Annotated in this window: 15 protein-coding genes; 7 read left to right on the top strand and 8 right to left on the bottom strand. The window is 66.0% G+C overall.

Features of this window, described 5'->3' with window-relative positions:
- Positions 1–58: 58 nt before the first annotated feature.
- Positions 59–1,348, bottom strand: coding sequence for a hemolysin family protein (locus GXY01S_RS05485; RefSeq protein ID WP_061272771.1), 1,290 nt, complete (start codon positions 1,346–1,348; stop codon positions 59–61).
- A gap of 131 nt (positions 1,349–1,479) precedes the next feature.
- Positions 1,480–2,661: an adenosyl-hopene transferase HpnH gene (gene hpnH / locus GXY01S_RS05480; RefSeq protein WP_061272768.1), complete on the bottom strand. Its 1,182-nt coding sequence runs from the start codon at positions 2,659–2,661 to the stop codon at positions 1,480–1,482.
- 445 nt (positions 2,662–3,106) lie between these two features.
- Here hpnH and dxs point away from each other — a divergent pair, with 445 nt between their 5' ends.
- The 5 genes from dxs (at position 3,107) to hpnK (ending at position 9,475) form a co-directional block, all read left to right on the top strand.
- A complete protein-coding gene (gene dxs, locus GXY01S_RS05475) occupies positions 3,107–5,122 on the top strand; it encodes a 1-deoxy-D-xylulose-5-phosphate synthase (RefSeq protein ID WP_370664425.1) in 2,016 nt (671 codons plus the stop codon).
- Positions 5,119–5,781: an ABC transporter substrate-binding protein gene (locus GXY01S_RS05470; RefSeq protein WP_061272762.1), complete on the top strand. Its 663-nt coding sequence runs from the start codon at positions 5,119–5,121 to the stop codon at positions 5,779–5,781. The genes dxs and GXY01S_RS05470 overlap by 4 nt, the downstream gene beginning before the upstream one ends.
- Before the next feature lie 62 nt (positions 5,782–5,843).
- Positions 5,844–7,022, top strand: a complete 1,179-nt coding sequence (hpnI, locus tag GXY01S_RS05465; protein ID WP_061272759.1) for a bacteriohopanetetrol glucosamine biosynthesis glycosyltransferase HpnI — start codon at positions 5,844–5,846, stop codon at positions 7,020–7,022.
- Between the two features lie 103 nt (positions 7,023–7,125).
- A complete protein-coding gene (gene hpnJ / locus GXY01S_RS05460; RefSeq protein ID WP_061272758.1) occupies positions 7,126–8,550 on the top strand; it encodes a hopanoid biosynthesis associated radical SAM protein HpnJ in 1,425 nt (474 codons plus the stop codon).
- Positions 8,551–8,620: 70 nt separating this feature from the next.
- Complete coding sequence (gene hpnK, locus GXY01S_RS05455; RefSeq protein ID WP_061272755.1) at positions 8,621–9,475, top strand: hopanoid biosynthesis-associated protein HpnK; 855 nt, start codon at positions 8,621–8,623, stop codon at positions 9,473–9,475.
- A gap of 103 nt (positions 9,476–9,578) precedes the next feature.
- Here hpnK and trxA read toward each other — a convergent pair whose 3' ends face one another.
- From trxA to tsaE, 5 genes are all read right to left on the bottom strand, one after another.
- Positions 9,579–9,908, bottom strand: coding sequence for a thioredoxin (trxA, locus tag GXY01S_RS05450; RefSeq protein ID WP_061272751.1), 330 nt, complete (start codon positions 9,906–9,908; stop codon positions 9,579–9,581).
- Positions 9,909–9,987: 79 nt separating this feature from the next.
- Positions 9,988–13,578 carry a double-strand break repair helicase AddA gene (gene addA, locus GXY01S_RS05445; protein ID WP_061272748.1) on the bottom strand — a complete coding sequence of 1,197 codons (3,591 nt, stop codon included), beginning with the start codon at positions 13,576–13,578 and terminating at the stop codon, positions 9,988–9,990.
- The gene (addB, locus tag GXY01S_RS05440) at positions 13,575–16,628 is read right to left on the bottom strand and encodes a double-strand break repair protein AddB (protein ID WP_061272746.1); all 3,054 of its coding nucleotides are present in this window, start codon (positions 16,626–16,628) and stop codon (positions 13,575–13,577) included. The genes addA and addB overlap by 4 nt, the downstream gene beginning before the upstream one ends.
- Positions 16,625–17,386: a nucleotidyltransferase family protein gene (locus tag GXY01S_RS05435; RefSeq protein WP_061272742.1), complete on the bottom strand. Its 762-nt coding sequence runs from the start codon at positions 17,384–17,386 to the stop codon at positions 16,625–16,627. The genes addB and GXY01S_RS05435 overlap by 4 nt, the downstream gene beginning before the upstream one ends.
- Positions 17,383–17,868 carry a tRNA (adenosine(37)-N6)-threonylcarbamoyltransferase complex ATPase subunit type 1 TsaE gene (gene tsaE / locus GXY01S_RS05430; RefSeq protein ID WP_061272739.1) on the bottom strand — a complete coding sequence of 162 codons (486 nt, stop codon included), beginning with the start codon at positions 17,866–17,868 and terminating at the stop codon, positions 17,383–17,385. The genes GXY01S_RS05435 and tsaE overlap by 4 nt, the downstream gene beginning before the upstream one ends.
- 256 nt (positions 17,869–18,124) lie before the next feature.
- Between tsaE and GXY01S_RS05425 the strand changes: the two genes are divergently transcribed.
- Both GXY01S_RS05425 and GXY01S_RS05420 read left to right on the top strand, forming a co-directional pair.
- A complete protein-coding gene (locus GXY01S_RS05425) occupies positions 18,125–19,150 on the top strand; it encodes an NAD(P)/FAD-dependent oxidoreductase (protein WP_061272736.1) in 1,026 nt (341 codons plus the stop codon).
- A gap of 110 nt (positions 19,151–19,260) precedes the next feature.
- Positions 19,261–20,526: a D-amino acid dehydrogenase gene (locus GXY01S_RS05420; protein WP_061272733.1), complete on the top strand. Its 1,266-nt coding sequence runs from the start codon at positions 19,261–19,263 to the stop codon at positions 20,524–20,526.
- Positions 20,527–20,675: 149 nt separating this feature from the next.
- Here the strand turns inward: GXY01S_RS05420 and GXY01S_RS05415 are convergent.
- A partial coding sequence (locus tag GXY01S_RS05415) for a hypothetical protein (protein WP_255210363.1) occupies positions 20,676–20,964 on the bottom strand: 289 nt, incomplete at its 5' end.

Raw genomic sequence — 20,964 nt, 5'->3', positions numbered from 1 at the left:
AAGTCAGCCCGGGAAACATGCGGCAACCAAAAACGCCTTCATGTTCAGGCAGGCTGCGTCAGTTCTCAGCCAGAAGCTGGCGGCTGGCCTGCACGCGCACGACGCGGCGGCCTTCCATTTCCAGCACCTCGAACAGCCAGCCCGAGAACACCACCTTGTCCCCCTTGGCGGGCACGCGACGCAGCAGGGCCAGCACCAGCCCTGCCAGCGTGTGGTAGCTACCCTCGGCCGGCAGGTCGGACAGGCCAAGCCGGTCCTTGACCTCATCGGCGGGCATGGCGCCATCGAGCACCAGCACATTGTCATGCGCCAAACGCTGCGGCGGGGTATTGCCCAGTTCGTGCTGCTCGCCCACGATCGCGCCAAACAGGTCGGATGAGGTAACGATTCCCTCAAACGAGCCATATTCATCAAGCACCAGCGCCATGCCCAGCGGGGAAGACCGCATACGCTCGAGCATGTCAAAGGCGGAGAGCGTATCGGGCACGGAGATGGGGTGGCGCAGCCCGATCTCGACCGAGGGGCTCTTGCCATCAAGGAACCGGTCGAGCATGTCCTTGGCCAGAATCACGCCCACCGGGTTATCCACGCCACCTTCACACACCACGATGCGCGAATAGGTGGTCGAGCGCAGCACCTGCAGCAGTTGCGCGCGCGGCACGTGGCGCTCCACCCAGCACAGTTCGGTGCGCGGCGTCATGATGGCGCGGACCGGGCGCTCGGCCAGGCGCAGCAGGCGCTCGATCATGTCGCGCTCCTCCTGCTCCAGCACGCCCGCCTGCGCGCCCTCGGCAATATAGGCGCGCAGTTCCTCCACCGAGACCGACTGGCGGATGGCATTGCCGATGCCCATCACCCTGAGCACCAGTTCCGATGAACGGCCAAGCAGCCAGACGATGGGGCGCGTGAACCACGCCATCCACTCCAGCAGCAGCGACAGGCGCGCTGCGATCAGTTCGGGCTGGCGCAGCGCAATCTGCTTGGGCACCAGTTCGCCCAGCACCAGCATGACCGCCGTAATGGCGCTGACCACAAGGAACATGGCCAGTTCATCGGCAATCGAGCGCAGGGCCGCAATGTGCGAAAGCCACCGGCTGACCCCGGCCTCGATGCTGTTGCCGCCAAACGTGCCCTCGAGAATCGAGACCAGCGTCATGCCGATCTGGACGGTAGGCAGAAAACTCTGCGGGTCGCCTGCCAGTTTCAGCGCGCGGTCCGCCCCCTTGGTGCCATTACGCGCAAGAATGGCAAGCCGCGCCCGGCGGGCGGAAATCAGCGCCAGTTCGCCCATGGCAAAAAGCCCGTTGAGCAGAACGAGACACAATATGACAATCAGGGAAACAAGCATGATCCCACGCTCTTACAGCATATTCAGTCAGGCGGGCATATTTTGCCCTCGGCCCGCGCGCAAAAGAAAAGGCGGAGCAAATGCCCCGCCTTCCCTTAACCATCCGGTCGATATGATGCCGGACTGCGTGATCAGTCGGCGGCGTCTGCCGTCTCGGCCGGGGCCGCGACCTTCTTCACGCGCGGCGGGGCCGCAGGCTTCTTGCGCGCGGCCAGCTCGGCCATCTTGGCATCGACGTGCTGGGTGAACACGTATTCCGCCGGGCGCTGGTGGTCGAGCGGGATTTCCGGCGCCATCGGCTTTTCCGTCTCGGGGCCGAACAGGGCAACCTTGGCAATGTGCCACGGCCTGCGGACCGCATCCATCACCGCGGTCGACTCGTAGCCCGAATGGACCATGCAGTCGGCGCATTTTTCGTAATTGCCGGTGCCGTAGGCATCCCAGTCGGTATCGGTCATGAGCTCGTTGAAGCTCTTGGCGTAGCCTTCACCCAGCAGGTAGCACGGGCGCTGCCAGCCAAACGGGTTGCGCAGCGGCTTGCCCCACGGCGTGCAGTGATACTGCTCGTTGCCCGCCAGGAAGTTCAGGAACAGCGGCGACTGCGTGAAGCGCCACTTCTTGCCCTTGCCAAGGCGGAAGATGTCGCGGAACAGCTGCTTGGTCTTCTGCCGGTTGAGGAAGTGCTCCTGATCAGGCGCACGCTCATAGGCATAGCCCGGCGCGGTCATGATGCCGTCCACGCCCATGGCCATCACTTCATCAAAGAAGGTGGCGACGCGCTTGGGGTCGGCTCCATCGAACAGGGTGCAGTTGATCGACACGCGGAAGCCGCGCGCCTTCGCCTTCTTGATCGCGGACACGGCGCGCTCGTACACCCCGTCCTGACAGACGGAGGCATCGTGCATCTGCGGGTCGCCATCAAGATGCACATCCCACGAGAAGAACGGATTCGGCTCGTAATCGTCCATCTTCTTTTCAAGGAGAAGGGCGTTCGTGCACAGATATACGTACTTCTTGCGCGCGATCAGTCCGCGGATGATCTCGGGCATTTCCTTGTGCAGCAGCGGCTCGCCACCGGCCACGGCGATAACGGGCGCACCGGCCTCGGTATCCGCATCAAGGCATTCCTGCACGCTCAGGCGCTGGTTCAGGATCTGCGCGGGGTAATCAATCTTGCCGCACCCGGCGCAGGCCAGGTTACAGCGAAACAAGGGCTCGAGCATAAGCACGAGCGGATAACGTTTACGCCGCGTGACATGCTGCTTGACAACATAGGCGCCGACGCGGACTGCCTGCATAATAGGAACGGCCATGAAACCTCTGCTCCTGCACCGGCCCAACCGCCGGTCTCATATTTCAAGTCTGGTAGGTCGGACTATGGACACATCCACCTACAAGAAAACAAGCCCAACATCACTCAGCCGTGCACATAGAGCATGCCGAGAATGCGAACTTGTACGACACATGAAGCCTTTCGCGAGGGTATAGGACAGAAACCATCCTGTATTCAATTGCTATTGCCTTCAGTGTGGCCAATTAACAACAGTCGGGGAATTAGAGACTGTATTTGCACGCCTAACCGGAGTAACACATCGCGATTACGCTAAGGTCGCCATGGTCTTTTTGCCATGAGCCGCCATTCATCGCCGCCGGGGCAGCCCTGCCCGGCCCCTTTCCGGGGCGCGGGGCCTAACCGAAAACCGGGTCGGTTCCTCCCATATGGGCAAGGGCCGACACAGAACAATGGACGCGAACATCATGGATCAGACCAAACCCGCGATTCCGACCCTTGGGCGCTACGCCCAGCTTGACCGGGTGCAGTGGCCGCACGACATGCGCAACCTCTCGGTCGAGCAGCTCAAGCAGCTTGCGGAGGAACTGCGGTCGGAAACGATCGATACCGTGTCCACCACCGGCGGCCACCTTGGCGCATCCCTGGGCGTGGTTGAGCTCACGGTGGCGCTGCATGCCGTGTTCGACACGCCCGCCGACCGCGTGATCTGGGATGTGGGCCACCAGACCTACCCCCACAAGATCCTGACCGGGCGGCGCGAGCGCATCCGCACCCTGCGCCAGCCGGGCGGCCTTTCGGGCTTCACGCGCCGCAGCGAGAGCGAATACGACCCGTTTGGCGCGGCGCACTCCTCCACCTCCATTTCGGCGGGCCTCGGCATGGCCGTCGCCCACCACCTGCGCGCGGAGGAAGACCCCTCCTACCGCGAGCGCAATGTGATTGCCGTGATCGGCGATGGCTCGATCTCGGCGGGCATGGCGTATGAAGCCATGAACAACGCGTCGCATTGCGGCCCCGGCGCCGAGCGCCTGATCGTGGTGCTCAACGACAACGAGATGTCGATCGCCCCACCCGTGGGCGCCATGTCAAGCTACCTGTCGCGGCTGATGTCCTCGCGCAAGTTCCTGAGCCTGCGCGAACTCGCCGCCAAGATGGCCAAGCGCCTGCCCGGTCGCCTTGAGCGCACGGCCAAGAAGGCCGATGAATACGCGCGTGGCATCATGACCGGCGGCACTTTGTTCGAGGAACTCGGCTTCTATTATGTCGGCCCCGTCAACGGGCATGACATGAACCAGCTTGTCCACATCCTGCGCAACCTGCGCGATGCCGAGGATGTCGGCCCCGTGCTGCTGCATGTCATCACGGAAAAAGGCCACGGCTACAGCCCGGCCGAATCGGCGGGTGACAAGTATCATGCCGTCTCCAAGTTCAATGTCGTCACCGGCGAGCAGAAGAAGGGCCCGTCCGGGCCGCCAAGCTACACCTCGGTGTTTGCCAAGGAACTCGTCCGCCAGGCCGCGACTGACGACAAGATCGTCACGATCACCGCCGCCATGCCGTCCGGCACGGGTCTGGACAAGTTCGCCAAGGCCTATCCCGACCGCTTCTTTGACGTGGGCATTGCCGAGCAGCATGCCGTGACCTTTGCCGCCGGCATGGCCACCGAAGGGCTGCGCCCGTTCTGCGCCATCTATTCCACCTTCCTGCAGCGCGCCTATGACCAGGTGATGCATGACGTGGTGCTGCAGAAACTGCCGGTGCGCTTCGCCATTGACCGCGCCGGGCTGGTTGGCGCTGATGGCGCGACCCATGCCGGTGCGTTCGACATTGCCTATCTGGGCTGCCTGCCGGGCATTACGCTCATGGCGCCGAGCGACGAGCTTGAACTGCTGAACATGACCGCCACCGCCATCGCGTTTGACGAAGGCCCGCTCGGCCTGCGCTACCCGCGCGGCGCGGGGCTGGGGCTTGAGCTGCCGGCGGCGGGCCAGATCATCGAGATCGGGCGCGGGCGGATCGTGCGTGAAATGCAGCGCCAGTCCGGCCCCGAGCAGGGTGGCATCGCCATCCTCTCGCTCGGGCCGAGGCTTGCCGATGCGCTGAAGGCTGCCGACATGCTGGCCGCCCAGGGGCTTTCCCCCACCGTGGCCGATGCCCGCTTCGCCAAGCCGCTCGACACCGCGCTGATCGAGCAGCTTGCGCGCAACCATGCCGTGCTGATCACCATCGAGGAAGGTTCGGTAGGCGGATTCGGCTCCTATGTCATGACGCATCTGGCCAAGACCGGCCTGCTCGACCGCGTGCGCTTCCGCCCCATGACCCTGCCCGACCGCTTCATCGACCATAACAGCCAGGAGGCCCAGTACCAGGAGGCCGGGCTGGATGCGGTGGCCATTACCAATACCGCCCTTGATGCGCTGGGTGTCGGAATCAGCATGACGCAGCCCTTGCTAAAGACGGCAAACGGACCGAAATCATGAACATTATGAAACATGCCCTGAAAACCACCGCACTGGCGCTGTGCGCCGGCCTGATGGCGGCACCGGTCATCCCTGCCGTCTTCCCCATTTCCGCAGCCCATGCTGCCGCCGCGTCCGACGCGCAGGTGCAGGAGCCGATCAAGGCCCTGTATGCTGCCCTCGACCGCGTGCAGGCCAAGGGTAGCGGCACGTTCGAGCAGCGCTCGCAGATGCTGGCACCGGCAATCGACCGCGCCTATGACATGGAGGCCGTGCTCGCCTCCTCCATCGGCCCGCGCTACGCCGCCCTGCCCGATGACCAGAAGCAGCAGCTTCTGACCACGTTCCGCCAGTTCACCATTGCCCGCTATGTCTCGAGCTTCAAGCCGGGCAGCGATGCGCGCTTCACCATCGACCCTTCCGTCACGCCCTCCCCGGTGGGTAACGACCGCATTGTTATAACACATATCGGCTCATCCGATGATCCGAGCGGCACCGAAATCAATTACGTGATGCGCTCGGGTGCAAAAGGCTGGCAGATCGTTGACGTGCTGCTCAATGCCCATATCAGCCAGGTTGCGGCACAGCGTGCAGATTTCAGTTCCGCCCTGTCTGGCGGGAATGTGCAAAAACTGACAAATCTGTTACAGAAGAAAATCAAGACCTTCTCGGAAGAGTAACCTGACCCTTCCCTGTCGTCTTTTTCATTTTGTTTCACGCGCGGGACCTTGCCGGAAAAATAATGTCTGTTTTCAACGCTCTTGTTTCACCCGCCGGACTGGCTGCGACTGTCGCGGCCGCCGGGTGCATGCAGGCAGCGGTAGGCACTTTTCTGGTCTCGCGTTTCCGCTGGCAGGAAAAACGCGTTGACCGGGAATTACACCTGCCCCCGGTCTCCGTGCTCAAGCCGCTGCATGGCGACGAACCCCTGCTGGAGGAAGCCCTCGAAAGCTTCTGCACCCAGGACTATCCGCAGATGCAGATCGTCTTTGGCGTGCAGGCCGAGGATGATGCCGCCATTCCCATTGTCCGCCGCCTGATGGAACGCCATCCGGATGTGCAGATGGAACTGGTGATCGACCCCACCTTCCATGGCGTGAACCGCAAGATCGGCAACCTGATCAACATCATGACGCGCGTGAAGCATGATGTGCTGGTCATTTCCGACTCGGACATTCATGTGGCACCCGATTACCTGCGCCACGTGGTGGGCGCCATGGTGCCCGACAATGTTGGGCTCGTGACCACGCTCTATGCCGGGCTGCCTGCCTCGAACACCGTGCCGCGCCTGCTTGCCGCCTGCCAGATCAACCACAACTTCCTGCCCGGCGTCATGCTGTCGCGCTACCTCGGGCGGCAGGACTGCCTTGGCGCCACCATGGCGCTGCGGCGCTCCATGCTCGACGCCATTGGCGGGCTCGAAGCCCTTGTGCCCCATGTGGCCGATGATGCGATTCTTGGCCGCTACGTGCGCGAGCATGGCAAGGACATTGCCATTGCCGCGTGCATGACATGGACCACCGTGGGCGAAACCTCGATGCGTGAGGTGCTGGCGCATGAACTGCGCTGGGGTCGCACCGTTAAAACACTGGAACCGGCGGGCTATGCGGCCTCGGCCATCCAGTTGCCCCTGTTCTGGGCCAGTGTTGCGGTGCTGCTGGCACCCCATGCGGCGTGGACATGGTTTTTCTTTCTTGGTGCGTGGGGATGGAGGGGCGTATGTTCCTTCATCCTTGACCGGACACTGGCGCAGCGCAGCCTGCTGCCGTTGCTGCTGCTCCCCCTGCGCGACTGGATCTCAGCCGCGATCATGGTGGGCAGCGTTACAGGCACGAGGGTTGCCTGGCGCGGGCAGACAATGCATGTCACGCCCCATTCGGTCATGACACCACGATCGCAACCCGCCTCCCCCGGTGACTGACCCCCGCCAGCCCGCCGGACCGTTTAAAAAACCACCCTGTAGTCAATAAGAACGGGTATTAAGGGAACCCCGTTCCCCGCCAGAACCCGAGGATACGCGTAGCATGATGAAAACCCTGTTTCTCCAGCCGCCTTCGTTTGACGGATTCGACGGTGGGGCCGGTTCCCGCTATCAGGCCAAGCGGGAAATCAAGTCGTTCTGGTACCCGACCTGGCTGGCGCAGCCCGCCGCCATGGTCGAGGGCAGCCGCCTGATCGACGCGCCGCCTGCCCGCATGGGCATGGAGCCGATCCTGGAAGACGTGCGCAACCGCGACCTCGTCATCATGCACACCTCCACGCCTTCCTTCGCATCGGACGTGCGCGTGGCCCAGATGCTCAAGGATGCCAACCCCAAGGTCAAGATCGGCATGGTTGGCGCCAAGGTGGCGGTGCAGCCCGAAGAGAGCCTGCTCAACGCCCCGCCGGTGGACTTCGTGGCCCGCAACGAGTTCGACTTCACCATCAAGGAAATGGCGGAAGGCCGCGAGTGGAAGGATGTCGATGGCATCTCCTGGCGCGACGCCGATGGCAAGATCGTGCACAACCGCGACCGCGCCATGATCGAGGACATGGACAGCCTGCCGTTCGTGACCGAAGTGTACAAGCGTGACCTGAAGATTGAAGATTACTTCATCGGTTACCTGATGCACCCCTACATCTCGATCTATACCGGCCGTGGCTGCAAGTCGCGCTGCACCTTCTGCCTGTGGCCGCAGACCGTGGGTGGCCATCACTACCGCACCCGCAGCCCCGAGCACGTGGCTGCCGAAATCCGCCTGGCGAAGCAGTATTTCCCGCAGGTGAAGGAATTCTTCTTCGACGACGACACCTTCACCGATGACCTGCCGCGCGCCGAAGCCATTGCCAAGGAACTGGGCAAGCTGGGCGTGACCTGGTCGTGCAACGCCAAGGCGAACGTGCCCCGCAAGACGCTGGAAGTGCTCAAGGCCAACGGCCTGCGCCTGCTGCTGGTCGGTTACGAGAGCGGCAACCAGCAGATCCTGCACAACATCAAGAAGGGCATGCGCGTCGAGACAGCGCGCGAGTTCACCAAGAACTGCCACGAACTCGGCATCAAGATCCATGGCACCTTCATCCTCGGCCTGCCCGGCGAGACGAAGGAAACCATTCAGGAAACCATCCGCTTTGCAACCGAGATCAACCCGCACACGCTGCAGGTCTCGCTGGCGGCGCCCTATCCCGGCACGTTCCTGCACCAGCAGGCGACCGAGAATGGCTGGCTGGATGAAAAGAATGCCGAGCTGATCGATGATAACGGCGTGCAGATCGCGCCGCTGCACTACCCGCACCTGTCGCACACCGAAATCTTCCAGAGCGTGGAAGAATTCTACCGGAAGTTCTACTTCCGCGCGCCCAAGATCGCCTCGATCCTGAACGAGATGGTGCGCAGCCCGCAGATGATGAAGCGCCGCCTGCGCGAAGGGGTGGAGTTCTTCCAGTTCCTGCGCGAACGCCGCGCGGCCTGATCACGCCACGATCCATGCCGGAACCTTCGGGTTCCGGCATTTCTTTTTTCAAGCCACCCGGTTTTCCAGCATGAAGCGCGTCATCATATCCGCCGATGATTTCGGCCTGTCGGAAGAAGTCAACGAGGCCATCGAGATCGCCCACCGGGATGGGTTGCTGTCAACCGCAAGCCTGATGGTCTCCGGCCCTGCCGCCGCCGATGCTGTGCGCCGGGCCAAAAAACTGCCTGACCTCCGGGTGGGGCTGCATCTTGTGGCCATTGAAGGCCCGGCCACCCTGCCGCCTGCCGATATTCCGCTGCTGGTGCCGCAGGATGGACAATTCCCCTCCGACCAGCTCAAGCTGGGGGTTGAGTATTTCTTCCGCCCTGCGGTGCGCCGTGAACTTGCCGCCGAGATCGAGGCGCAGTTCCGCGCCTTTGCCGCCACGGGGCTGGCGCTGGACCATGCCAACGCGCACAAGCACATGCACTTGCACCCCACCGTGGGGCGCTACCTGATTGAAAGCGGCCTGCGCCACGGCCTGCGCGCCGTGCGCGTGCCACTTGAGCCACCCGAGCCACTCCGCGCGGCCGGCACCTATGCCGATACGCTGGGCGATGCCGCCCTGCGGCGCTGGACCGGGCTTTTGCGCCATCAGGCACACAAGGCCGGGCTGGTGACGAATGACTGGTGCTTTGGCCTGGCCTGGAGCGGGCACATGACCACCGAGCGCGTTTCGGCGCTGGCCGCCCACCTGCCTGATGGCCTGTCGGAAATCTATTTCCATCCGGCCACGGCCAAGAACAGGCTGTTGCAGCGCCTCATGCCGACTTACGAGCATGAGGCCGAGTTCCGCACGCTGTGTGCGCCGGGCTTCCGCTCCGGGCTGGCCCATGCGGGGGCCATGCCCACCACATGGACCGATGTCGCCTGTGGGCGCTGAACAGACAGAATAAAAGTTTTTGGTGAAGCTTTTCTCAAAAAACTTCAGAAGAATGCCGCCTTTTTGAAAAAAAGGCGGCACCCAAAACTTTTTTTACTGATGATCAGCCCAGCTTGGATTCAACCCATGCCTTGAGCTGGCTCTTGGGCATGGCGCCGGTCTGCTGGGCCACGGGCTTGCCGTCCTTGAACAGGACCAGGGTGGGAATGCTGCGCACGCCATATTCATTGGGGGTGCGAAGGTTGTTGTCGATATCAACCTTGGCCACCGTCAGGCGGCCCTTGAACTCGCCGCCGAGTTCTTCAAGTGCTGGCGCGATCATCTTGCACGGGCCGCACCATTCAGCCCAAAAATCAACCAGAACCGGCTCTTTAGCATCGAGAACCAGGGTCTTGAACTGGTCGTCGCTGACCGCAATCGTGTTTTCGCTCATCACTTAATTCTCCCTTTAGGGCAGCCGCGGCCGCCTTGGTGCGTGCGTCCTGCTGACATGGCAATCACCCGGCACGCGGTCAAGCCTGTACCGATCCCTTTAAGGCAACCCTGTCCGGTGCATAATGATCGAGCAACGCCGCAGGCAGGATGTCAACGCGCACGCCTTCGGTCCAGACAAGCACGCACACCACCTGCCTGCCGGGATAGACCCCGTGCAGCAGGGCGCGGTAGGCCGCCATCTGGCGCAAATAGAGCACCGGGGTCTGGCCAATATCGGCGGGCGGGTGGCGGTTGGTCTTGAAGTCGCATACCGTAACCGTATCGGCATTGACCGCCATGCGGTCCACCTGCCCCACGATCACCTGCTCGCCCACGATTCCGGCCAGCGGCTGCTCCACGCGGCTGCCGGGGGCAAACAGGGCCGCAAGCTCCGGCCTGTCCATGACTTCGAGCACCTCCGCCACCAGTTCATCACGCAGCGCCGCCGCAAGCCCCGCCGCCGGGCGCGACAGCCAGGCATGGGCCAGGTCCGCCCGTGCATCACGCGCGCAGTCGGGCAGGTACTGCAACAGGGCATGCACCAGTTGCCCGCGTTGCAGGGCGTGGGCGCGCCGCGCCGTGGCATCCGCCCGGTCGCGCACCGTGCTGGCGGCGACCAGCGGCGAGCGCACGGCAGGCTGCGGGCCAAGGGCCACGTCATCGGGCCGGCTGGGGGCGAGCGGGCGGGCCAGCGGGCCTTCCACGACCGGCAGCACGGGCCGCCACAGTGGCGCGTGGCCCATCCACTCCGGCAGGGCAACCGGCTCCGCATCCAGCGCCGGGGCCTGCGGTCTGGGCATGGGGGCGGGCACGCTGCGCTGTTCCTCCAGCACAAGGCTTTCGCCCTCCCAGCCCAGATCGAAGGGACGGGCCTCGGCACCCGCCTGCTCGAAGCCACGGTGGCACAGGTCGTACCAGCAGCCATCGGGCACGCCCCGGCTCGGCTTCCAGCCGCAGACCACCAGCCGGTCGCTTGCACGGGTCAGCGCCACGTAAAGCAGGCGGTTATATTCCTCCGCCGCCTCCTGTTTTATCTTTTCCTGCATCGCTGCGGTCAGGTCGGTGGCCAGTTCGCGGCGGGGCACCCAGATGGGAATGTCGAGGCCGGTCTGCCGGTCCTTTTTCCACAGGATGTTGGTGTCCGAACGCGGGCTGGCGATGGTATCGGGCAGCACCACCAGCCGCGCCTGCAACCCCTTGGCCCCGTGCGCGGTCATGACGCGTACCATGTTGGCCGAGGCATCGGGTTCATGGCGCACCGTCTCGTCCGAGGCATTGAGCCAGTGCAGGAAGCCCTGCAGCGAGATGGCATGCGCCTCCTCAAAGCGGAGTGCCGCGGAGAGCAGTTCATCCACCGGCTCCACCGCCTCCGGCCCAAGGCGGGCCAGCAACCGGGTGCGCCCGCCCAGCGGGCCAAGGGCCTCGGCCAGAATCTGGTAGGGCGTTGCGTAATCCACCTGCCGGAACAGCGTGTTGAGGATATGCCACGCCGCCGCCCAGTCCGGCCGCTCGGCATGGCGCGCGCGCAGCACGGCCCACAACGGCTTGCCATCACGGCCCGTTGCCAGATGCATGAGCGATTCATCATCCAGCCCGCCAATGGGGGAAGTCAGCACGCAGGCCAGCGTCAGGTCATCCTGCGGCAGGAGCAGGCACGCGCACAGCGCCATGAGGTCCTGCACCGCAAGCTGGTCGGTGAGCACGGTGCGCACGAGGGTGGCCACCGGCACGTCGTTGGTCTTGAGCGCGCGGATCAGGGCGCGGGCAAAGGCCGAGCGGCGCGGCACGAGAATCAGCACATCCCCCGGCGCAAGCGACGCCTCGCCCAATGCGGGCGGCCTGCGCAGTTCGGCCGCGATCCAGGCGGCCAGCGTATCGGCCAGGCGCTGCTGGGCGGTGGACTGGCCCGCATTGTGGCTGGGGGCCTGCCAGGGGCTGACCGCCTCGCCATCCTCCTCCACCGGCACGGGGGGCCAGATCTCCACCCGGCCGCCCTGCCCGGGGCGGGCGGTGACATGGGGGGGAATGGTGCCATCAGGCTCGGCCACGCCGCGGGCGGCGGCGGGGTTGGCGAATACGCTGTCCACCAGTTTGAGCACCGGGGCGGTGGAGCGGAAGGAGACGGTCAGGGCCGGTTCGCGCCACAGGGCCTCGGCTGCCGCGGCACTCTGGCGAAAACGCTGCCGCCACGCGCGGAAGGCCTCGGGGTCGGCCCCCTGAAACGAATAGATGGACTGCTTGTAGTCCCCCACCGCGAAGATGGTGCGCGGCGTGCCCTCGTCATCATGCGTGCCCTCGCCCGCGAAGAACTCCGCCGTCAGGCCACCTGCGATGGCCCACTGGTCGGGCGAGGTATCCTGCACTTCATCAAGCAGCAGGTGGTCGATGCCGCCATCGAGCTTGTACAGCACCCATGCCGCACCGGGGTCGCGCAGCAGTTCAAGCGTGCGGTCGATCAGGTCATCATAATCGACCATGCCCTGCGCGCTCTTGCGCGTGGCGTAACACTCGAGCACCGGCTGGGCGACCGAGAGCAGGGCGCAGGTGAGTTCAAACACCGCGATCGCGCGCATCTGCTGCTCGATGGCGATGATGCGCGTGGCCTCGGCCAGCAACTGCTCGACCAGAATCGGGCGCAGGGTGGCAAGCTTGGCGTTCAGGCCACCGCGCTGGCGGGGGGCGCCATCGTTCTTGAGCAGTGCCTTGCGCCACACGGGCCATTGCGCCGCGCGGGCCGCCGCATCCTGCCCCAGCCAGGCCAGCATGGTTTCGGCCTGCGTCCTGACCGTGGGCGATCCCTCCTGCGCCGCGAAACGCAGGCCATCGCGCAGGGCGTCCTCATCGGGGATGGTGGCGCAGGCCTGGCGCAGCACCTCCTCCACGCTGCGCCCGCTTATGCCCAGCAGGCGCATCAGGGCGGCCTCGACACTGGCCCGGTCGCGCACCCATTGCCGCGCCACCGGCAGCATGCGGCGGGCATGCGCCTGCAATCGCGCAATCAGGGCAGTAAAGTCACCCACGCCGATCTGGCCCGCGAGCAGCCCCACGGCGGGGCCACCCGCGCCCACCACATCCTCCACCGCGGCACGCTGGGCCAGACGGGCATCGGTTTCCTCGATCAGGGTGAAATGCGGGCTGATCGCGGCTTCGATGGGGAAGCGGCGCAGCAGCGACTGGCAGAAGGCATGAATGGTGCCGATGCGCATGCCGCCGGGCAGGTCGAGCACGCGGGCAAAGAGTTCACGCGCCACCTCCCGCGTGCGGTCATCCACCGGCACGGACAGGCGGGCGAGTTCCCCATCAAGCGCATCATCAGGCAGCATGACCCACCGGCCCAGCCGGTCCTGCAGGCGGATCGACATTTCCGCCGCCGCCGCCTTGGTGAAGGTCAGGCACAGGATGCGGCCCGGGTCGCTGCCCGCAACGCGGGTGGGCACGCCGTCACGGTCGGGCACGTCACGCGGCAGCATGAGGCGCAGCAGCCGGTCGATCAGCAGCTTGGTCTTGCCACTGCCCGCCGAGGCCGAGACAAACACCGAGGCCTGCGGGTCGGACGCCTGGGCCTGGCTGTCATTGGCAAGGCCGATCGCGTCCATCGTGGTGCCAGCCTTGGGGGGGGCGACGTTCATCCGCCATTCTCCTCACGCGCCGCACTCCATTCCGCAACGCGGGCCAGATGGGCGTAATCGGCAAAGCGGGGTTCCTCGCCGGGATAGGGGTGCGACAGGTAGGGCTGGTCGGGATTGTCATACCCGGCCACCAGATCACGCAGCCCCGCGCGGCATGAGGCGATCAGGTCAGTCAGTTCCGCCCCGCGCGCCACGTCGAGCACGAGGGCCGGCACATGGCCACCGGTCAGGCGCCAGTACACCAGTTCGGCCACCGTGCCCGCCACGGGGGGCGGAAAGCCACCGCTTTCAATCATCGCGGCCTCAAGCACCAGTTGCGACTGCCAGCCCTCCAGCACGCTGCGGCGCGTGGGCAGGGTGCCGGTCTTGTAATCGAACAGGCTCAGCGTGCCATCATCGTGGCGGTCGATCCGGTCGGCCCGGCCGCGCAGGGTGAAAGGACCGCCGGGCAGGTCTTCAAGCTGCATCCGCCCGCCCAGCTCGGTCAGCACCGTGCGCGGGCCACCCGCCGTGCAGCGCGCCTGTTCGGTCGCAGCGCACCAGATGGCGATGCGTTCCAGCCTTGGCGCCCACCAGGCGGCAAGGGCGGGGCGCAGTTCGGCCGCGCGCAGCACATCGGCAAAGACGGCCTGCATCTGTGCTTCGCCATCAGCAGGCCAGCCGGTGGGGTGGGCGCGGAACCAGCGGTCAAGCGCGGCGTGCACGATCTGGCCGTAATCCGCCGCATCGGCCAGTTCCTCAAGGTCGGCCAGGCGGTTGAGGCGCAGGATGCGGCGGGCATAGATGGCGTAGGGGTCGCGCATCCATGTCTCGATCTCGGTCACCGACAGGCTGCGCGGACGCAGGGAAACTGCCGGGCAGGGACGCGGCGGGGTGGCTGGCTGCACCAGCCCGCCGGGCGGCCGGTCGAGGCTGTCCAGCCAGCGCAGGGCGGGGTGCTGCGGCAGGACATGGCCGTGGCCTGCCAGATAGGCATTGAGCCTGACCAGCCACCGCGCGGGCACGGTGGGCGCGCCCTGCCGCCGTGCCGCCATGGACAGCACCACCCTTGGCGCGGCGCAGGCGCATGCAACAAAGTCATGCGCGGCCTGGCCTATGGCCCATTCCGGCGAGGGCAGGCCCACGCGGGTGCGCATGGGGCGGCTCATCCACGGCCCCGGATCGGTGGCGGGGGGCCAGACGGTTTCCACAAGGCCGCCGAGCACGATGGTATCGGCAGTCTGCAATCGCGCCTCGAGCAGGCCCCAGATAAACACGCGCGGATGCACCGCCGTGCCCTCGCGCCCGCGCACCGCGCGCCGCCCCTGCACCGTCATGCCCGCAAGCGAGGAGGCCAGCAGCCCGTCCAGCGCACCCAGCCGGGCCTCGGGCAACACGTCGCACCATGCCAGCATGGCGCTCATGTGCTGGCCCAGCGCGTTGCCTTCCTCGCCTGCCCACAGGCGCTCGGCGCCATCGGTGGTGTCGGTCGCGGCAAGGGCCTGCGCGGTTTCGATCAGGGCGGCAAGCAGGGTGGAAACCGGCACCAGACTGGCGCGTGGCAGGGCCAGCAGCGGGCCGAGGGCCGTTTCAAGCCGGTTGATGAAGGCGGTGATTTCCTCCGGTGCGTCGGGCGCATCGGCCAATGCGCCATGCGGGTCTTCTGCCGCCCGCGCCAGCGCGCCGCGCAGCCCGGCAATGCCCGGTGGCGGGGCGGGGCCACGCAGCAGCAGCCGCTCGAGCTGGCGGGCGCTGGCGCGGCAGTTGCCCGGCGCAAGGCCACACGCCGCCAGCGGGTGCTTGATGACCGAAAGCAGCGCCACCGGCGAAAGCCCGCCATCCACCGCCTGTATGATCAGCCGCAGGAAAGCGGTCTGCGGTATGGTGAGCAGGCTTTCGCCCGCGCTGTCATCGGCGATGACGCCCCAGCGCACCAGTTCGGTGGCAACGCGCCCGGCCAGCGCGCGGTCGGGGGTGACGAGGGCGGCGCGCCTGCCGGGCTGCTCGAGCACCTGGCGCAGCACCATCGCAATGGCGGCGGCTTCCTCCTGCTGGTCGGTGCTGCGCAATACCGACAGGCCATCGGCCATGACCGGGGCCTCGGGGTCGCGCCAGCCCGCCAGCGCATGGGCGGGCAGCAGGGCGCGGGCCAGCAGGCTGGCGCGGGGGATGGGGCTGCTGGCCACGCAGCCGCGTGGCAGGTCGCCCCACTGTTCCATGCAGTCCCGCTCAAGGCCGAGTTCGCCCAGCATATGCGCGGTGCCAGCCTGCGGGTGGTCTGGCGGCAGGGTGCACCAGACGGTATCGGCGCAGTCCATGTCCACGCCCGGCAGCACCAGCAGCCCATCGGGCAGCGAAAGCACGGCGCGCAGCATGGCGATGGTGGATGGCACCGCATCGGAAAAACCCGCCGCCCAGATGGGGTAGCCCGCAGGCGGCGGCGCCTCCAGCCAGCGCTGCGCCTGCGCGTGCAGCAGGGCGGTCTGGCGGGCGACGGGGTTCATGACCCCCTGCTCGGCCAGCCAGGCGGGCCAGACCTGGGTGATGATGGACAGGAACTGCACGGTCAGGTGCCAGTGCTGGGCAAAATCACCCTCGGCGGCATGGGGCAGGCGGTCATGCAGGTCGCATTCGGCCCATTCCGCCTCATCCATCAGGTCAACCAGCGCGCGGGCCAGTGGCCAGGCCTGATCCACGCCCTGCACATCGCCAAAGGCGCGGCCCGCCTGCATGACCAGCAGCGTGAGCGTGGCAAGGCGGCGCACGGGATCGACCGCCGGTGGCAGGTCGAGCGCGTTGCGGCCCGACAGCGCAAGGGCCGCCTCATCAAGCCCCGCAATGGGGGCGATACGCGGCAGCAGGATGGGGCGGCCATCGACCTGCCGCACGAAGGCCTCGGTCAGGGCGCGGGCGGCGCGGCGGCTGGGCAGCAGGATCAGCCCGTTGCCACACGCCTGCGCATCATGCCCTGCCTGCGCCAGCCAGCGCGCGGCGATCTGGTCCACAAACGGCACATGCGGCGCAATGACGGCGGCGCGGCCGCGCACGCAGGGCGCTGCGGGCTGGCTCATAGCCCGGTATCCGAATCCGGGTTGAGGGTGGAATGCAGCACGTGCTCGGCGGCCGTGATATCGGCCGGGCGCGAAAGGTGGAACCACAGCGAATCATGCACGATCACGCCCAGGCGGCCTGCCTCCATGGCCCGGTCCCACAGGCGGTTCATGCTGAAGCCGCCCTCGGGTGCTGCATCAAACAGCCGGGGCGAGACGATCTGCACGCCGGTAAAAATGTAAGGCGTGATCTCACCCGCGCGCGGGCGGCGCGGCGTGCCATGGGCATCAACAGCAAAATCGCCATGACCCACCTCGCCTACCGCCCGCGTCATGCCGCCAAGCAGCAGCATGGCGTCCATGGAGGCGGGATCGAACGCTGCCGCCAGCCGCCGCAGGGCGGGCACCGGGCCGTTGAGCCACATGGCATCGCCATTGAGCAGGAAGAACGGGTCCGGCCCGATCCGGCCCGCGCGCAAGGCACTCGCGGCACTGCCGCCGGTTTCAAGCAATGCATCCTCGACCTGCTCCACGGTGCGGGGGCCACGATGGCTGGCGGCGCGCGCGGCAAGGGCCGCATGGATGGCATCGGGCTGCCAGTGGGCATTGACCACGACCTGCGCCACGCCCGCCGCCTCGAGCCGGTCGAGCACGTGGTCCAGAATCGGCTGGCCCGCCACGCGCAGCAGCGGCTTGGGCACCGATTCGCTCAAAGGCCGCATGCGGCGGCCCAGCCCTGCGGCAAAAACCATGGCGGTACGGGGCATGTTCACGCTCATGGGGCATCTCCTGTATCGGGGTTCATCAACGGCGCCAGCCGGGCTGCATTACCTGCCAGCCGGGCCACGCGCCCGCCCGCGGCATCCGGCACGAGGCTCACGCGCAGCGCATCAGGGGGCGCCAGATCGCCCAGCCGGTCTGGCCATTCCACCAGCACGATGCCCTCGCACGCCTCATCCCACCCCAGTTCATGCAAGGCGTCAGGCCCATCAAGCCGCCACAGGTCAAAATGCGAGACCGGGGCTGCCGGGGCCTCATACACCTGCACCAGAGTATAGGACGGGCTGGGCACTTCCATTTCCCCGTCCGCACACAGGGCGCGCAGTAGGGCGCGGGCCAGCGTGGTCTTGCCAGCGCCCAGATCGCCCTCGAGCAGCACGACATCGCCGGGGCGCAGCACGGCGGCCAGCGCCCGGCCCAGCGCCTGCGTGGCCCGGGAGTCGGGCAGGGAAATTTCATGCAGGGAAAAATTTGCATCCATGCCGACCAGTGTGCCCCTGCCCTGTCCCCACGCACAAGGGGCATGGCAGGGCGCGCGCACCGAAAAACCGCTTTCCTGTTCCACGCCCTGATTGTGTCAAGGAGAAATGTCTTTTCAATAGTTTAGCGCCATTGCGCACGCCATCGTCACGCGCCGGGGCGCGCCCGAGGCTTGCGCCGTGGGGCACAACCAAGCAAAACCGCACCTGACATATGCCTTTACCCAGACCACGGACTGCAGGACAGCTGAGCCGGACATGACCACGCCCTCCCCCACCCACACCACCGATGTCGCCATTATTGGCGCAGGCCCTGCCGGGCTGTTCGCCGCCTTTGAATGCGGCATGCTCAAACTTGGCTGCGTGCTGATTGACGCGCTTGATGAAATTGGCGGCCAGTGCGCAGCGCTCTACCCCGAAAAACCGATCTATGACATTCCCGCCCACCCCGCGATCGAGGGTGGCGCGCTGATCGAGGCCCTTGACCGCCAGATCGCGCCATTTGACGTGCCGCGCCTGCTTGGCCGCCGGGTCGAGCGCCTTGAAGGCACCCGCGGCAGTTTCCGCCTGGGCACCACCAAAGGCGACGTGATTGAAGCCCGCGCCGTCATCATTGCGGCCGGTGCGGGCGCGTTTGGCCCCAACCGCCCCCCGCTTGAGGGGCTGGAAGCATTCGAGGCCACGGGCAGCGTGCAGTATTTCGTGCGCCGCCGCGCCGATTTTGCGGGCAGGGACGTGCTGATTGCAGGCGGTGGCGACTCAGCGGTGGACTGGGCGCTGTCATTGCGCGAGGTGGCGCGCAGCGTGAAGCTGGTGCACCGCCGCGACCGCTTTCGCGCCGCCCCCGAAAGCCTGCGCCAGCTTGACGAGGCCGTCAGCCGGGGCGAGGTGGAAAAGATCATCGGCTACCAGCTCCATGGCCTGCACGGCACAAACGGCGCGCTTGCGGGCGTGGACCTGGCAACACTCGATGGCACGATCAGGCATGTGGCGTGCGACCACCTGCTGCCCTTCTTCGGGCTGGCGACCGACCTCGGGCCGATTGCCCAGTGGGGGCTCGACACCATGCGCGGCACCATTCCCGTCACCCCTTCCACCTGCGAGAGCAGCCTGCCCGGCATTTTCGCGGTGGGGGATGTCGCGACCTATCCCGGCAAGCTCAAGCTGATCCTGCAGGGCTTTACCGAAGGGGCCATGGCGGCCCACGCCATCCACCCCATCGTGCACCCGGATACGGCGCTGCATTTTGAATATTCGACCAGCAAGGGCGTGCCCGCGGGCTGACGGGGGGCGGATTTCAGCCACCCGGTCCTGTCATAACTCAAATGGTTGACCATTGCTTCCGTGTGGCGCATCCCCGAATGTGTTGATGACGGAAGAATAAGGGACAGACCGTGAAAGTTATCGTTCTGGGCGCGGGCGTGGTTGGCGTGACGGCGGCATGGTATCTCGCCAAGGAAGGCCACGAGGTCACGGTCATTGACCGCCAGCCCGCCGCCGCGATGGAAACCTCATTTGCCAATGCGGGCCAGATCTCGCCGGGGTTTTCCTCCCCCTGGGCCGAGCCCGCGCTGCCGCTCAAGGTGCTGCGCTGGATGGCCGGGCCGCACGCCCCCATCGTCGTGCGCCCGCGTCTCGACTTCGCCATGATGCGCTGGCTCGAGCAGCTTCTGGCCAACTGCAACGCGCATGACTACGATGTCAACAAGTCCCGCATGCTGCGCATCGCGACCTACAGCCGCGACTGCCTTGATGCCCTGCGCCGCGATACCGGCATCACCTATGATGACGAACAGCGTGGCCTGATCCAGCTTTTCCGCACGCAAAAGCAGGTGGACGCCGCCGCCCGCGACATGAAGCTGCTCGATCTTGCAGGCATTGCCCACGAGTTCCTCAGCCCTGATGACATTGCCCGCCACGAGCCGGGCCTGATGGAAAACCGCCACCTGTTTCAGGGCGGGCTGCGCCTGCCCGGCGATGAATCGGGCGACTGCCACATGTTCACCGCCCGCCTGGCCCAGAAGGCGGAAGAGGAGCTTGGCGTCACCTTCCATTACGAGACCAATATCGAGGCCCTTGATGCCTCGGCCAGCGACATTCTGGGCGTACGCACGTCCATGGGCCGCATGACGGCGGATGCCTATGTGGTGTCGATGGGCAGCTACTCCCCGCTGCTGCTACGCCCGCTGGGCATCAGGCTGCCGGTTTACCCCACCAAGGGCTATTCGCTGACGCTGCCGGTAACCGATCCTGCCCGCGCCCCGGTTTCCACCGTCAATGACGCGACCCACAAGGTCTCGATCACGCGGCTGGGCGAGCGGATCCGCATTGGCGGCACGGCGGAACTGACGGGCTACAATCTGCGCCTGAGCCGCGACCGGCGCGAACTGCTTGAACTCTCGTTCAGCGAACTGTTCGGCAGGGGCGGCGACCTGTCGCAGGGTGCCTACTGGACCGGACTGCGCCCGAGCACGCCCGATGGCACGCCGGTGATCGGGCCTGCGGGGCGCTTTGCCAATCTGTGGCTCAATACCGGCCACGGCACGCTGGGCTGGACCATGGCCTGCGGCTCGGGCCGCGTGCTGGCCGACCGCATGAGCAACAAGCGCACCGAGATCCCGTGCCTCGACCTGTCCATCGACCGCTACGCCACGGCCTGAAGCCGGACAGGCCTTTCAAACAGGGGGCCGCCTTTGCGCAACAAGGCGGCACCGCCCGGATTTTGCGCAAAAAAAGCCCGGCATGAGCCGGGCTTTTTTCTTGCAGCCGTAACCAGCCCCCAACGGAGCCGGTTACGGGCATGCGGGAATTACTGAGCGACCGGGGCAGCAGCAGCCGGAGCTGCCGCGTCCTTCTTGGCGGCATGATGGTGCGTGCCATTGTGATGGCGGCCACCGTGATGCTTCTTCTTCGCACCAGCTTCTTCAGCCGGAGCCGAGGCATCGGCTGCGTCAGGCACGTGCTGCGGCGCGGAAACGGCCGGGGTGGTCGGCTCGGCGGTCTGCGCCATGACAGGTGCCGCAACGCCCATGACGGCAACAGCGGACAGGGCGGCCAGGAAACGACGGGTGGAAACGATCATATAAAAATACTCCAGC

This window comes from Komagataeibacter xylinus NBRC 15237, assembly GCF_001571345.1.
GTDB lineage: Bacteria > Pseudomonadota > Alphaproteobacteria > Acetobacterales > Acetobacteraceae > Komagataeibacter > Komagataeibacter xylinus.
The sequence above is the reverse complement of the archived record's forward strand: the minus strand, read 5'-3'. Positions and strand labels throughout refer to the sequence as shown.